Annotated in this window: 10 protein-coding genes; 9 read left to right on the top strand and 1 reads right to left on the bottom strand. The window is 73.6% G+C overall.

The genetic code is table 11. The features are described 5' to 3' along the window. The first annotated feature begins 1,172 nt into the window (after positions 1-1,172). The 8 genes from OG710_RS08375 to obgE all read left to right on the top strand — a co-directional run bounded on the left by OG710_RS08375 (position 1,173) and on the right by obgE (position 11,659). Positions 1,173-1,955, top strand: coding sequence for a TIGR03936 family radical SAM-associated protein (locus OG710_RS08375; protein WP_330242195.1), 783 nt, complete (start codon positions 1,173-1,175; stop codon positions 1,953-1,955). 232 nt (positions 1,956-2,187) lie between these two features. Further along, positions 2,188-6,471: an Rne/Rng family ribonuclease gene (locus OG710_RS08370; RefSeq protein ID WP_330238743.1), complete on the top strand. Its 4,284-nt coding sequence runs from the start codon at positions 2,188-2,190 to the stop codon at positions 6,469-6,471. Between the two features lie 97 nt (positions 6,472-6,568). Further along, positions 6,569-7,459, top strand: a complete 891-nt coding sequence (gene galU, locus OG710_RS08365) for a UTP--glucose-1-phosphate uridylyltransferase GalU (RefSeq protein ID WP_111331702.1) — start codon at positions 6,569-6,571, stop codon at positions 7,457-7,459. Between the two features lie 28 nt (positions 7,460-7,487). Further along, positions 7,488-8,240: a phosphocholine cytidylyltransferase family protein gene (locus OG710_RS08360; RefSeq protein ID WP_330238742.1), complete on the top strand. Its 753-nt coding sequence runs from the start codon at positions 7,488-7,490 to the stop codon at positions 8,238-8,240. Continuing rightward, positions 8,228-9,289 (top strand): iron-containing alcohol dehydrogenase family protein, encoded by a 1,062-nt coding sequence (locus OG710_RS08355; protein WP_330238741.1) that lies wholly within the window; start codon positions 8,228-8,230, stop codon positions 9,287-9,289. Before OG710_RS08360 ends, OG710_RS08355 begins: the two co-directional genes overlap by 13 nt. Before the next feature lie 196 nt (positions 9,290-9,485). Then, the gene (gene rplU / locus OG710_RS08350; protein WP_014045903.1) at positions 9,486-9,806 is read left to right on the top strand and encodes a 50S ribosomal protein L21; all 321 of its coding nucleotides are present in this window, start codon (positions 9,486-9,488) and stop codon (positions 9,804-9,806) included. 14 nt (positions 9,807-9,820) lie between these two features. Continuing rightward, positions 9,821-10,078, top strand: coding sequence for a 50S ribosomal protein L27 (gene rpmA, locus OG710_RS08345; protein WP_018103204.1), 258 nt, complete (start codon positions 9,821-9,823; stop codon positions 10,076-10,078). Positions 10,079-10,216: 138 nt separating this feature from the next. Beyond that, on the top strand, positions 10,217-11,659 hold the full coding sequence (gene obgE, locus OG710_RS08340) for a GTPase ObgE (RefSeq protein WP_111331708.1): 1,443 nt from the start codon (positions 10,217-10,219) through the stop codon (positions 11,657-11,659). Positions 11,660-11,741: 82 nt separating this feature from the next. On the opposite strand, the gene OG710_RS08335 is transcribed toward obgE, so the two are convergent. Then, positions 11,742-13,970: a bifunctional glycosyltransferase/CDP-glycerol:glycerophosphate glycerophosphotransferase gene (locus OG710_RS08335; RefSeq protein WP_330238740.1), complete on the bottom strand. Its 2,229-nt coding sequence runs from the start codon at positions 13,968-13,970 to the stop codon at positions 11,742-11,744. Between the two features lie 185 nt (positions 13,971-14,155). On the opposite strand from OG710_RS08335, the gene galE reads away from it, so the two are divergent. Beyond that, positions 14,156-15,127: a UDP-glucose 4-epimerase GalE gene (galE, locus tag OG710_RS08330; RefSeq protein ID WP_330238739.1), complete on the top strand. Its 972-nt coding sequence runs from the start codon at positions 14,156-14,158 to the stop codon at positions 15,125-15,127. Positions 15,128-15,137: the final 10 nt, after the last annotated feature.

Below are 15,137 nucleotides of genomic sequence, written 5' to 3'. Positions count from 1 at the left end.
GCGTGCTCCTGCGCCCCCTCGGCCGCGCCCTGGCCCGGCTGTTCGACGCGCTGGTGGTGATCCCGGCCCGGTGGCTGTGGCGCTGGGTCGCGATCCCGCTGGGGTACGCCCTGGCCTGGCTGGCCCGTGCGCTGTTCGTCCGGCCGTGGGTCGCCCTCTGGCGCCACGTCCTGGTGCCCGGCGTGCGGTACGGGATCGTGCTGCCGCTGCGGTGGGCGTACGCGCATCTGCTCACCCCGCTCGGACACGGGCTGCGGTGGGTGTACCGGGCGGTGCTGGTGCCCGCCGCCCACGCGCTGGGCGCGGCGCTGCGATGGCTCGGCACCGGCCTGAAATGGCTGCTGACCGCGGTCCTCGTGCTGCCGGTGGTGCTGCTGTGGCGCTACGTCCTGGTGCCGGTGGGGCTCGCCGCGGCCTGGCTGGTCCGGTACCTGATCGTGGTCCCGCTCGTCTGGCTGTACCGCGAGGTGCTCACCCCGGTGGGCCGCGCCGTCGCGTGGACGGTGGAGGTGCTGATCCGGGGGATCGAGGCGGTGGTCCGGGGGCTGTGGCTCGCCGTGCGGTGGCTCGTCGTCACCCTGCTGGTGGTGCCCGTCGTGTGGGTGTGCCGGCACGTGCTGGCCCCGGTGGGCCGGGAGATCGTGGCCGCGCTCGGCATCGCCTGGCGGGTGGCCGGCTTCGTCTCGCGCGCGGTCGGCCGGGCGCTCGTGTGGCTCGCCCGGACCCTGATCGCCACGCCGGTGCGCTGGGCGTACCGCACGGTGTGCGTGCCGGTCGGCCACTTCGTACGGGACGCCCTCCTGGCACCCGCCGGACGCGCTCTGCGCGCGGTGGGCCGCACGGCCCGCGACACCCTGCGCGCGGCGCGCGAAACGGTCCGGCAGGCCCGCCGCGACGCCTGGCGCGCACTGGTCGGCGGGCCCGCCCGCCCCGAGCCGGGGAAACCCGGGGCCCCCTTGCGCGTACTCTGGACAGTGCAACGACTGTGCCCAGCGCGGCACCCGGACCAGAGGTCTCCCCGCTCCCGGAGAAATCCGTACGGCAGGGGTGAGCCGGTCGGAGCCGCCGGGCCGCCCGCATTTCGTGGGCGGCGCGCCACCGCGCCCGCCCCGCACCGAGGAGAAGAACCACTGGGCAAGCGACAGCCCGAAGGCCCGCCGCCCGCACCGGCGGTGCAGCGCATCCGACTGCGCTACACCAAGCGCGGCCGCCTCCGGTTCACCAGTCACCGCGACTTCCAGCGTGCCTTCGAGCGGGCGCTGCGCCGCTCGCAGGTGCCCATGGCCTACTCGGCCGGCTTCACCCCGCACCCCAAGGTGTCGTACGCCAACGCCGCCCCCACCGGGACGGGCAGTGAGGCCGAGTTCCTGGAGATCGCCCTCACCGAGCGGCGTGACCCGGACGTCCTGCGCCGGCAGCTCGACGACTCGATGCCCGACGGCCTGGACATCACGGACGCCGTCGAGGCCCGCACCTCGGGCCTCGCCGACCGGCTGACCGCCTCCGTCTGGGAGATCCGCCTGGACGGGGTGGAGCGGGAGGCGGCCGAGAAGGCCGTCGCCGCCTTCGACGCGGCCGAGACCGTCGAGGTCGAGCGCCGTACGAAGAACGGCATGCGGGCCTTCGACGCGCGCGCCGCCGTGGTGGAACTCCGCAGCGTCGATCTTCCGGCTGATAGGTCCGGTGACAGGGCCTGTGCGATACTGCGGCTGGTCGTTCGGCACGTGACACCTGCCGTGCGTCCTGACGACGTCCTGTCCGGTCTCCGCGTTGTGGCCGACCTGGCGCCGCCGGTCCCCGCAGCGGTGACCAGGCTGGCGCAGGGGCTCTTCGACGAGGAGTCCGGCACGGTGACCGACCCGCTCGCGCCCGACCGCGAGGCAGCCCCGGCCGCAGCAACCACGGCCGCCGGGACCGCCGTCGCGACGGCGCCGGAAGGTGCAGGTTCCGCGTAAGGCGGTCGTTGTAGCGCAGCCCTCGCGCTCGGGAGCCACCTGGGCCGGGCCGCGCGCTGACCCATAAGACTTTCGCCAGGCCGTACGCACACCGCGTACGGAACCGGCGAGCCAGACATTCAGCTTCCGTGCGGCGCCCGCGCCCCGGACGGCGGAGCCGCGACTGTACGCGGCCCGAGCCGGACCGGAACCAGGCGCGGCGCCCCGGTAGCGCGACGGGAGAACCGCCCGCATGCCCCAGCCGAACGAATCCGGCACCGCCGGAAACGCAGAGGACAACAACACCCCCGGCGACAAGCTGCCGCCGCGCCGCAGGCGCCGCGCGGCCTCACGCCCCGCCGGCCCCCCGACCACGGGGGAACGGGCCGCCGCCGACGCCGCGGCCATACCGGCCGTTGACGCCGGAGAGTCCCCGACGAACGCCGAGCCGGCCGCCGACGCCGCCCCGGCCCGCCCGCGCCGCCGCGCGGTCCGCAAGGCCACCTCCGCCCCGGGCGCGCCGCAGGCCGCCGAGCCGGCGGAGATCGTGGAGCCCGCCCCGGCCGCCGAGCCGGTCGCCGAAGAGCCCGCGGCGGAGCCCGCCGCCGAGGCCCCCCGCACCCGCCGCCGCGCGGTCCGCAAGGCCACGTCGCCCGCCGGTGCGCCGAAGGCCGTCGAGCCGGTCGAGATCGTTGAGGAGGCCGTGGTGGCGGAGAGCCCCGAGCCGGCCGCGGAGCCCGCCGCCCCGGCGCGTCCGCGCCGCCGTGCCGTGCGCAAGGCGACCTCGCCCGCCGGTGCGCCGAAGGCCGTCGAGCCGGTCGAGATCGTTGAGGAGGCCGTGGTGGCCGAGAGCCCCGAACCGGTCGCGGAGCCCGCCGCCGAGGCCCCCCGCACCCGCCGCCGTGCCGTCCGCAAGGCCACGTCGCCCGCCGGTGCGCCCAAGGCCGCCGAGCCGGTCGAGATCGTCGAGGAGCCCGCCGTGGCCGAGCCCGCCGCCGAGCCGGTCGCCGCCGACGAGCCCGCCGAGGCCCCGCGCGGCCGTGCCCGCCGCCGGGCGTCCGCCCCGGCCGGTGCCCCGCAGGCCGTCGCCCCCGTGGAGCCGGTCGCCGAGGAGGCCGACGAGGCGGAGGAGGAAGAGGCCGAGGAGACCGACGAGGTCACCGCAACGGCCGAGCCCGCCGAGCCGGTCGCCGAGCCCGCCGCCGAGGCCCCGCGCGGTCGCCGACGCGCCACGCGCCGCGCGGCGTCCCCGGCCGGTGCGCCGAAGGCCGCCGACGAGCAGCCCGCCGATGTGCAGACCGGCGAGAGCCTGCCCGAGGCCGCCGTCGAGGAGCTGGCCGCCGAGCCGGTCGAGGTCGAGGAGGCCGCCCCGCGCGGCCGTCAGCGCCGCCGGGTCACCGCCGCCGCCGGCCGCCCCGAGTTCACCGCGCAGACGGAGGAGCCGGCGCGCCGCAGCCGCCGCGCGACCCGCCCGGCCGTCGCCGTCTTCCAGGCGCCGGTCTTCGCCGAGCCGATGTTCCAGACCCCGGAGACCGCGGCCGCCGCCGCTGCTGCCGCGGTCTCGCAGGAGGAGCCGGCCGACGAGCCCGCCCCGGTCCAGGAGCGCGCCGAGTCCGAGTCCGGGCCGCAGGGCGGTTCGCGCCGCCGTCGCCGCCGCCGGGGCGAGGCCGTGGAGGCCGCCGACGCCGCCGAGACGGTGACCGCCGCCCCGGAGCGGGAGCAGCCGGAGGACGAGCCGGAGCCGGAGGCCGCCGCCGAGGCCGGGCACGACGGCGAGGACACCGACGAGTACGGCGACCGCCCCTCGCGCCGCCGCCGCCGGGGTGGCCGTCGCCGCCGCCGGGGCGAGACCGGCGACGACGAGCACTCCGAGCCGCAGCACGCGGACGAGGCCGCCGACCACACCGAGGACGAGTCCGGGGCCGCCGCCCAGGAGTCCGAGGACGAGGGCGACGAGGACCACGACGAGCACGAGGCCGTCGCCTCCGGCACGAGCAGCAGCCGCCGGCGTCGGCGCCGCCGCCGCCGCAGCGGTGACGTCCTGCCCGAGGCCGAGACCGGCACGGACGACCCGGAGCGCACCGTCGTCAAGGTCCGCGAGCCCCGCAAGAAGGAGGAGCGGGAGCCCGGCACCGGCTTCGACGAGGTCCAGTCCATCAAGGGCTCGACCCGTATGGAGGCCAAGAAGCAGCGCCGCCGCGAGGGCCGCGAGCAGGGCCGACGCCGGGTGCCGATCATCACCGAGGCGGAGTTCCTGGCCCGCCGCGAGGCCGTCGAGCGCGTCATGGTCGTCCGCCAGAGCGGTGAGCGCACGCAGATCGGCGTCCTCGAGGACAACGTGCTCGTGGAGCACTACGTCAACAAGGAGCAGGCCACCAGCTACGTCGGCAACGTCTACCTGGGCAAGGTCCAGAACGTGCTGCCGTCCATGGAGGCCGCCTTCGTCGACATCGGCAAGGGCCGCAACGCCGTCCTGTACGCCGGTGAGGTCAACTTCGAGGCGCTCGGCATGGCCCACGGGCCGCGCCGCATCGAGACCGCGCTCAAGTCCGGCCAGTCCGTCCTGGTCCAGGTCACCAAGGACCCGATCGGCCACAAGGGTGCCCGTCTGACGAGCCAGGTCTCGCTGCCCGGCCGCTACCTGGTCTACGTGCCCGAGGGCTCGATGACCGGGATCAGCCGCAAGCTGCCCGACACCGAGCGCGCCCGGCTCAAGACCATCCTCAAGAAGATCGTCCCCGAGGACGCGGGCGTCATCGTGCGCACCGCCGCCGAGGGCGCGAGCGAGGACGAGCTGCGCCGTGACGTCGAGCGGCTGCAGCAGCAGTGGGAGGACATCCGGAAGAAGGCGAAGGGCACCGGCGGCTCCAACGCGCCGACCCTTCTGTACGGCGAGCCGGACATGACCGTCCGCGTCGTCCGGGACATCTTCAACGAGGACTTCTCCAAGGTCATCGTCAGCGGCGACGACGCGTGGGAGACCATCCACGGCTACGTCTCGCACGTGGCGCCCGACCTGACGGACCGGCTCTCGCGGTGGACGTCCGAGGTGGACGTCTTCGCGACGTACCGGATCGACGAGCAGCTCATGAAGGCGCTGGACCGCAAGGTCTACCTGCCGAGCGGCGGCTCGCTGGTGATCGACAAGACCGAGGCGATGGTCGTCGTCGACGTCAACACCGGCAAGTTCACCGGCCAGGGCGGCAACCTGGAAGAGACCGTCACCAAGAACAACCTGGAGGCGGCCGAGGAGATCGTGCGCCAGCTGCGGCTGCGCGACCTCGGCGGCATCGTCGTCGTCGACTTCATCGACATGGTGCTGGAGTCCAACCGGGACCTGGTGCTGCGGCGCCTGCTGGAGTGCCTGGGCCGCGACCGTACGAAGCACCAGGTCGCCGAGGTCACCTCCCTGGGCCTGGTCCAGATGACCCGCAAGCGGGTCGGGCAGGGGCTGCTGGAGTCCTTCTCCGAGACCTGCGTGCACTGCAACGGCCGCGGGGTCATCGTCCACATGGAGCAGCCCTCATCGGTGGGCGGCGGGGGCGGCGGCAAGCGCTCCAAGAAGCGCCGCGGCGGTGCCGGCCAGGACCACGAGCACGACCACGGCCACGAGCACACCCACGAGCACGCCGCCGAGGCGGAGCCCGAGGCCGAGAGCGCGGCCGAGGTGGCGGCGGAGGCCGCGACGCCGGTCGCCCTGCCCGAGCCGGAGTTCGCCCCGGACGAGGAGCTGTACAGCAGCGCCGCCGAGGCCGAGGCCGCCGCATCGCGCGGCCGCGGTCGCCGCCGGGCGACCCGTAAGGCATCGGCCCCGGCCGGCGCCCCGAAGTCCGCCGCCCCGGCGCGGGAGCCCGAGGCCGCCCCGGCCGCCGAGCCGGTCGCGCAGCCGGAGCCCGAGGCCGCGGCGCCCGCCGAGGCCCCGCAGGAGACACCGGCCGAGGCCCCGCAGGGCCGGACCCGGCGCCGGGCGACCCGTAAGGCCACCGCCCCGGCGGGTGCCCCGGCCGAAGCGGTCGTGGCCGAACCGGCCCCGGCGGAGCCGGCCGCGCTCGCGTCGGCCACCGCCGAGGAGCCGGCGCCCGTGCCGGACCCGGTCGCCGCCGAGGACCCGGTCGTCGAGGCCGCGCACGCCGAGGCCCCGGCAGAGGAGCCGGCCGCCCCGCCGCGCGTCCGGCGCCGCGCCACCCGCAAGGTGAGCGCGCCCGCCGGTTCCCCCGCAGGGGCGGAGGAGGCCGCGGTCGTCGTGGTGGAGACCCCCGAGGCCACTGAGGCCAACGAGGCCCCCGCCAGCGAGGCCCCCGTGTCCTCCGAGGCCCCCGCCTCCGAGGCGCCGGCGGCCGAGCCCGAGGCCGCCACGGCCAAGAAGGCGGCCCGCAAGACCGCCAAGAAGGCCACGGCCAAGAAGGCGGCCGTCAAGAAGACCGCGGCCAAGAAGACGGCCGCGAAGAAGACGACGGCCAAGAAGGCGGCGGCGAAGAAGACGGCGGCGGCCGAGCAGTCCGCCCCGTCCGTCACGGCCGCGGCCGACGAGGGCTGACCCGCCCCCGTACGTGCGCGGCGCGGTCCGGCCGGTCCCCCCGAGGGACCGGCCGGCCGCGGCGCGGGCCGCTCCCGCCCCTGACAGAAAGCCCCCCATGCGCAAGATCCAGAAGGCCGTCATACCGGCCGCCGGGCTCGGTACCCGGTTCCTGCCGGCGACGAAGGCCACTCCCAAGGAGATGCTGCCGGTCGTCGACAAGCCGGCGATCCAGTACGTCGTGGAGGAGGCCGCCGCAGCGGGCCTGAACGACGTCCTGATGGTCACCGGACGCAACAAGCGGCCGCTGGAGGACCACTTCGACCGGAACTACGAGCTGGAGTCGGCGCTGACCCGCAAGGGCGACGCCGCACGGCTGGCCAAGGTCCAGGAGTCCAACGAACTCGCCACCATGCACTACGTCCGCCAGGGCGACCCCAAGGGTCTCGGGCACGCAGTCCTGTGCGCGGAGCCCCATGTCGGGGACGAGCCGTTCGCGGTCCTGCTCGGCGACGACCTGATCGACCCGCGCGACCCGCTGCTGACCCGGATGACCGAGGTCCAGCAGCGCGAGGGCGGCAGCGTCGTCGCGCTCATGGAGGTCCCGCCCGCGATGATCCAGCAGTACGGCTGCGCGGCGGTGGAGCCCACGGCGGAGGACGACCTCGTCCGGGTCACCGGCCTGGTCGAGAAGCCGGAGCCGGGCGAGGCCCCCAGCAACCTCGCGGTCATCGGCCGCTACGTCCTGGACCCCGCCGTCTTCGCCGTACTGCGCGAGACCGAGCCCGGCCGGGGCGGCGAGATCCAGCTGACCGACGCGCTCCAGCGGCTGGCCGCCGACGAGAAGCTCGGCGGCCCGGTGCACGGCGTGGTCTTCCGGGGCCGCCGCTACGACACCGGGGACCGGGGCGACTATCTGCGGGCCATCGTCCGCCTCGCCTGCGAGCGCGAGGACCTGGGCCCCGACTTCCGTACCTGGCTGCGCTCCTTCGCAGCGGCCGAACTCTGACCCGTACCGAGGACCAAGGAGAACACCCATGATCGGCATGATTCTGGCGGCCGGCGCCGGCCGCCGTCTGCGCCCCTACACCGACACGCTGCCCAAGGCCCTGGTGCCGGTCGGGCCCGAGGGCGACGAGGAGAGCATCACCGTCGTCGACCTGGCGCTCGGCAACTTCGCCGAGGTCGGGCTGACCGAGGTCGCGATCATCGTGGGCTACCGCAAGGAGGCCCTGTACGAGCGCAAGGCGGCGCTGGAGGCCAAGTACGGCGTCAGCATCACGCTGATCGACAACGACAAGGCCGAGGAGTGGAACAACGCCTACTCCCTGTGGTGCGGCCGGGACGCCCTCAAGGACGGAGTCCTGCTCGCCAACGGCGACACCGTGCACCCGGTCTCCGTCGAGAAGTCGCTGCTGGCCGCGCGCGGCGAGGGCAAGAAGATCATCCTCGCCCTCGACACGGTGAAGCAGCTCGCCGACGAGGAGATGAAGGTCGTCGTGGACCCCGCCGAGGGCGTCCGGCGCATCACCAAGCTGATGGACCCGGCCGAGGCCACCGGCGAGTACATCGGCGTCACCCTCATCGAGGCCGAGGCCGCCGAGGCGCTGGCCGACGCGCTGAGGACCACCTTCGAGCGCGACCCGGACCTCTACTACGAGGACGGCTACCAGGAGCTCGTCAACCGCGGCTTCAAGATCGACGTGGAGCCGATCGGCGACGTCCAGTGGGTCGAGATCGACAACCACGACGACCTCGCCAAGGGCAGGAAGATCGCGTGCCAGTACTGACCCGGCTGATCCCCGCGCCGGTCGTCGTCGACATCCGGCCCGGAGCCCTCGCGAATCTGGCGGCCGTCCTCGCCGACCAGCGGATCTCCGGCTCCGGCAAGCTGGCGGTGGCGATCAGCGGGGGTTCCGGCCGGGCCCTGCGGGAACGGCTCTCGGACGGCCTGCCGGGCGCCTCCTGGTTCGAGGTGGGCGGCGGCACGCTGAACGACGCCGTCAAGCTCGCCGAGGCCATGAAGTCCGGGCGGTACGACGCGGTGGTGGGCCTCGGCGGCGGCAAGATCATCGACTGCGCCAAGTTCGCCGCGGCGCGCGTCGGGCTGCCGCTGGTCGCCGTGGCGACGAACCTGTCCCACGACGGGCTGTGCTCCCCGGTGGCCACGCTCGACAACGACGCGGGCCGGGGCTCGTACGGCGTGCCGAACCCGATCGCCGTCGTCATCGACCTCGACGTCATCCGCGAGGCCCCCGCCCGCTTCGTGCGGTCCGGCATCGGGGACGCGCTGTCCAACATCTCCGCCGTCGCGGACTGGGAGCTGGCCCACCGGGTCAACGGCGAGGACATCGACGGACTGGCCGCCGCGATGGCCCGGCAGGCCGGCGAGGCCGTGCTGCGCCACCCCGGCGGGCTGGACGACGACGCGTTCCTCCAGGTGCTCGCCGAGGGCCTGGTGCTCACCGGGATCTCGATGTCGGTGGCCGGGGACAGCCGCCCGGCCTCCGGCGCCTGCCACGAGATCAACCACGCCTTCGACCTGCTCTTCCCGCAGCGGGCCGCCAGCCACGGCGAGCAGTGCGGGCTCGGCGCCGCGTTCGCCATGCACCTGCGCGGCGCCGTGCAGGAGTCGGTCCGGATGACCGAGGTGCTGCGGCGCCACGGGCTGCCGGTGACGGCCGAGGACATGGGCTTCGACGTGGAGGAGTTCGTCCGGGTGGTGGCGTTCGCGCCGAGGACCCGGCCGGGCCGCTACACGATCCTGGAGCACCTGAACCTGTCCGAGGACGGCATCCGGGACGCCTACGCCGAGTACCGCAGAACCGCAGGCGTCTAGAGCACGGGGCCCGGTTTGACCGGCTGTGCGGGGCCCCGTAACCTTGACCCTCGGCGTTTGTTCGCCACACCTCTGAGCACCGACCTCCCGCTCGTACGGGAGAGGCCGCTCGTCCACTCCGGATCCTCATGGGTCCCCGGACCCGTGCGAGCGGCTGGCATCAGGGGTTTCCGCTTCGAGTGAGAGTGAGATCCGCGTGTACGCCATCGTGCGCAGCGGTGGTCGCCAGCACAAGGTTGCTGTCGGCGACATCGTTGAGGTTGACAAGATTTCCACTGCCAAGGTGGGCGACACGGTAGAGCTCTCTACCCTGCTCGTTGTCGACGGCGACGCCGTGACCAGCGACCCGTGGGTCCTGGACGGCATCAAGGTCCAGGCCGAGGTCGTGGACCACCACAAGGGCGCGAAGATCGACATCCTTCGCTACAAGAACAAGACCGGCTACCGCCGTCGCCAGGGTCACCGCCAGCAGTACACGGCGATCAAGGTCACCGGTATTCCCGCGGCTGCGAAGTAAGGGACTGAGAACACATGGCACACAAGAAGGGCGCATCGTCCACCCGGAACGGGCGCGATTCCAATGCTCAGCGGCTCGGCGTGAAGCGCTTCGGCGGCCAGGCCGTCAACGCCGGTGAGATCCTGGTCCGCCAGCGTGGCACCCACTTCCACCCCGGCACGGGCGTCGGCCGCGGTGGCGACGACACGCTGTTCGCCCTCGCCGCCGGTGCGGTCGAGTTCGGCACGCACCGTGGCCGCAAGGTCGTGAACATCGTTCCGATCGCCGGCTGAATCCCCGGCGCTCGTCGAGCGGTATGACGTGGAGGCGGACCTCACTTCCCGAGCAGGGAAGTGGGTCCGCCTTTCACGTGTTGTCCCTACGGGGGCGAGCGAGATCTTTCCGCAGGTATGCAACTGGAGGTTCCACCCATGACCACCTTCGTGGACCGCGTCGAACTGCATGTCGCCGCGGGTAACGGAGGCCACGGCTGTGCCTCCGTTCACCGTGAGAAGTTCAAGCCGCTGGGCGGCCCGGACGGCGGCAACGGCGGTCGCGGCGGCGATGTGACCCTGGTCGTCGACCAGTCCGTCACCACGCTCCTCGACTACCACCACCACCCCCACCGCAAGGCCACCAACGGCCAGCCCGGCGGCGGCGACCACCGCACCGGCAAGGAGGGCCAGGACCTGGTCCTGCCCGTGCCGGACGGCACCGTCGTCCTGGACCGCCGGGGCAACGTGCTCGCCGACCTCGTCGGCCAGGGCACCGCCTTCGTCGCCGGCCAGGGCGGCCGCGGCGGCCTCGGCAACGCCGCGCTGGCCTCCGCCCGCCGCAAGGCCCCCGGCTTCGCGCTGCTGGGCGAGCCCGGCGAGGCGCGGGACATCGTCCTGGAGCTGAAGACCGTCGCCGACGTGGCCCTCGTCGGCTACCCGAGCGCCGGCAAGTCCTCACTGATCTCCGTCCTGTCGGCCGCCAAGCCGAAGATCGCGGACTACCCGTTCACCACCCTCGTCCCCAACCTGGGCGTGGTCACCGCCGGCAGCACGGTGTACACCATCGCCGACGTGCCCGGCCTGATCCCGGGCGCCAGCCAGGGCAAGGGCCTCGGCCTGGAGTTCCTGCGCCACGTCGAGCGCTGCTCGGTGCTCGTGCACGTACTGGACACGGCCACGCTGGAGTCGGACCGCGACCCGGTCTCCGACCTCGACATCATCGAGGAGGAGCTGAAGCTGTACGGCGGTCTGGAGGACCGGCCCCGCATCGTCGTCCTCAACAAGATCGACGTACCGGACGGCCGGGACCTCGCGGAGATGATCCGCCCCGACCTGGAGGCGCGCGGCTACCGCGTCTTCGAGGTGTCCGCCGTCGCCAGGACCGGGCTCAAGGAGCTGTCCTTCGCGCTGGCCGGCATCATCGCCGAGGCGCGCGCCGCCAAGCCGGTCGAGGAGGCCACCCGCATCGTCATCCGGCCCAAGGCCGTGGACGACGCAGGGTTCACCGTCACCCTGGACGAGGAGGAGGGCGTCTACCGGGTGCGCGGCGAGAAGCCGGAGCGCTGGGTGCGCCAGACCGACTTCAACAACGACGAGGCCGTCGGCTACCTCGCGGACCGGCTCGCCCGGCTCGGCGTCGAGGACCAGCTGCGCAAGGCCGGGGCCCGCGCCGGCGACGGCGTGGCCATCGGCGCCGAGGACAACGCGGTCGTCTTCGACTGGGAGCCCACGGTCACCGCGGGTGCCGAGATGCTCGGCCGCCGCGGCGAGGACCACCGCCTGGAGGAGCCGCGCCCGGCCGCCCAGCGCCGCCGCGACCGCGAGGCGGAGCGCGACGAGGCCGCCCAGGAGTACCAGGACTTCGACCCGTTCGCGTAGCGCGGGTGAACGACCGCGGTCCCGGCCCCTTCCGCAGGACGGAGAGGGGACCGGGACCGCGGTCGTCGTCGTACGGGGCCCGTCAGGCGCGCCCGGCCTTCAGGGCCTCGGCGGGGGAAGGGGCCGGGGTGCGCTCGGCGAGCGGGACCACCGGCAGCAGCTCCGCCTCGCCCAGGAACACCTTGCGCACCACGCGCTCGGCGGCCCGCCCGTCGTCGTAGTCGCAGTAGCGCTCCCGGAACGCCGCGCGCAGCGCCGCCGCCTCCTCGTCGCGCCACTCGCCGGAGCGCAGGATCGAGGTCAGCCGCTCCTGGGTCGTGGCGACGGCGCCCGGCGGCTCGGCCATCAGGTCGAAGTAGGTGCCGCGCACCACCCGGTAGGTGTCCCAGTCGTCGGCGTGGATGACGATCGGCCGGTCCAGGTTGGCGTAGTCGAACATCGCGGACGAGTAGTCGGTGATCAGGGCGTCCGCCGCCAGGTAGAGCCGCTCGACGCTGCCGTGCCCGGAGACGTCCACGATCCGGCCGGCGGCCCGCCGCTCGTCCGGCCGCTCGGCGGGCTTGTAGAAGTAGTGCCCGCGCACCAGCAGGGTGACGTCCGGGCCCAGATCCTCGGCGAGCTTCGTCAGATCGAGCCGGGGCGTGAAGGACTTCTCGTACTCGCGGTGCGTCGGCATGTAGAGGAAGGCGGTCGTGCCGTCCGCGATCCCCAGCTCCCGGCGCGCCTCGACCACGTCGGCGGCGGTGGCGTTCACGAGGACGTCGTTGCGCGGGTAGCCCGTCTCCAGCGTGGTGTAGCGGCAGGGGTAGACCCGCTCCCAGACGGTGGTGGAGAACCGGTTGGCGGACAGGCTGTAGTCCCAGCGGTCGCACCGGCGCAGCAGCTTCTCCATGTCCATGCTGGTGGACGCGGGGTACTGCGCCTGGTCGAGGCCCATCGTCTTGAGCGGGGTGCCGTGGTGGGTCTGCACGTGGATCTGGCCCTCGCGCTTGACGACGGTGTCCCCGAAGTTGACGTTGTTCGTGAGGTACGTGGCACGGGCCATGGCCGCCCAGTACTCGCGGGAGCCGACGATCACCTTCTCGACGCCCTCGGGCACCCGGCCCCGGTGCTCGGCGCGCACCGCCCAGACCCGGCGGATCTGCGGCGCGAGGCGGCCCAGCTCGGCCTCGATGGCGGCGGGGTTGCAGGAGTAGCCGCGCCCCCAGTACGCGGAGAACACGGCGAGGTTCTCGTCGAGCGGCATCCGCAGCTGGGACCGGTAGAACATGCCGAGGGCGGCCCGCTTGGCCCGGCCGATGCGGGCCTGGCCGCCCAGCCGGGCGCGGTGGCGCGCGTTGTTGGCGCGGGTCAGGCCGAAGAACGCGGAGTACGAGTCGACGCCGAGCAGCGCGTACTTGTAGCCGCGCCCCCCGGCCGGCCGCTCGAAGTCCTCCGGCAGCCGGGCGCGGTAGTCCTTCGCCGCCCGGTGGAAGAACTCGGCGCGGGCGTCGCGCGGCAGCCGGCCGGGCTTCTCCAGCACCGTCAGGAAGTGGTCGACCATCTTCCGGAACAGCGCCGGGCGCCACGAGGCCAGCTCGGGCCGCTCGTCCAGGAACGCGAACACCCGGTCGTACTGGTCGAAGACGTCGAAGTGCTTGCGGCTGACCGTGCGCAGGATGTTGCCGCCCTCGCGCCGCTGCCGGTACAGCACACAGGAGCGGTCGAGCACCGCGATGCGCTCCGCCGCCATCAGCGAGCCGTACGTCCAGGGGGCGTCCTCGTAGTAACCGGGCGGGAACCGGAAGCCGTGCCGGGTGACGAAGTCGCGGCGGTACGCCTTGTTCCACACGATCTGGAGCAGGTCCAGCAGCTGCGGGCGCTCGGCCAGCGTGAAGACGTCCGGGCCCTCCTCGGACATCAGGTCGGCGCGCTTGTTGCGCAGCATCCGCCCGTCCCAGTAGGTCCGGGTGTAGTCGTAGACCAGGATGTCCGGGTCGTCCGTGGCGTCGAGCCGCGCCGCGATGGCCGACAGCGAGCCCGGCGCCAGCGTGTCGTCGCTGTCCAGGAAGAGGACGTAGTCACCGCTCGCCAGCTCCAGACCGGCGTTGCGGGCGCGCCCCAGGCCCACGTTCTCCGTGAGGTGCAGCACACGCAGCCGGGAGTCCCGCGCCGCGTACGCGTCCAGGATGGCGCCGGAGCCGTCCGGGGAGCGGTCGTCGACGCCGATGACCTCGATGTCGGTGAAGTCCTGCCCCAGCACGGAGTCCAGACACTCCCCGATGTACCCCTGCACGTTGTACGCAGGCACGATGAGGGTCAGTCGAGGCATCGTCCACCAGTTCCAGAGGCTGTCTGCGGGGGCTGTACGGGAGGCGGGGCCGGACCGTGCGAAAGTGGTCGGCGTCCGGCACCCGGACAGCGTAATTGATGGCCTCCACCGCGGCCGGGGGTGCCCGAGACGTCCACGTAGGGTGGAATGCCGACGGTTACAGCATCTGACAGGAGACGCACGACATGACCTGGATGGTTACGGGCGGGGCGGGGTACATCGGTGCGCACGTGGTGCGTGCGATGCTCGCGGGCGGTCAGCGGGTGGTCGTGTTCGACGATCTGTCCACCGGCAGCGCCGACGCGGTCCCCGCCGGGGTTCCGCTGGTGACCGGCACCGTGCTGGACCGCGAGGCCCTGGACGCGGCCATCCGCGAGCACGGGGTGACCGGTGTGGTGCACGTCGCCGGAAAGAAGCAGGTCGGCGAGTCCGTGGAGCGCCCGCTCCACTACTACAAGGAGAACGTCACCGGCCTGGAGGTCCTGCTGGAGGCCATGGTCGCGGCCGGGGTCGAGCGGCTGGTGTTCTCCTCGTCGGCCGCCGTCTACGGCATGCCCGACGTGGACCTCGTCACCGAGACGACGCCCTGCGCGCCGATGAGCCCGTACGGCGAGACCAAGCTCGTCGGCGAATGGCTGATCCACGCCGCCGCCCGGGCCCACGGGCTGCGCTGCGCCTCGCTGCGCTACTTCAACGTGGCGGGCGCCGCCTCGCCGGAGCTGGCCGACGCCGGGGTGTTCAACCTGATCCCGATGGTCTTCGAGCGCCTGGAGGCGGGCGGCTCCCCGCGCGTCTTCGGCGACGACTACGCCACCCCGGACGGCACCTGCGTCCGCGACTACATCCACGTCGAGGACATCGCCTCCGCCCATCTGGCCGCCGCGCGCCGGCTGGAGACCGCCGAGCCCGGTACGGACCTCACGCTGAACATCGGCCGGGGCGAGGGCAGCTCGGTCCGCGAGATGGTGGACCGCATCCTCAAGGTGACGGGCAACGAGGACACCGCCGTCGAGGTCACCGCCCGCCGCCCCGGCGACCCGGCCCGCGTGGTCGCCTCCGCCGACCGCATCCGCGCGGAGCTGGACTGGTCGGCGCGGTACGGCGTGGACGAGATGATCGAGTCCGCCTGGCAGGGCTGGCGCCTGCGCCACCCGTAGCCCCGGTACG

Source organism: Streptomyces sp. NBC_00525, from assembly GCF_036346595.1.
Taxonomy (GTDB): Bacteria; Actinomycetota; Actinomycetes; order Streptomycetales; family Streptomycetaceae; genus Streptomyces.
This window is presented reverse-complemented; position numbering and strand designations above follow the sequence as displayed.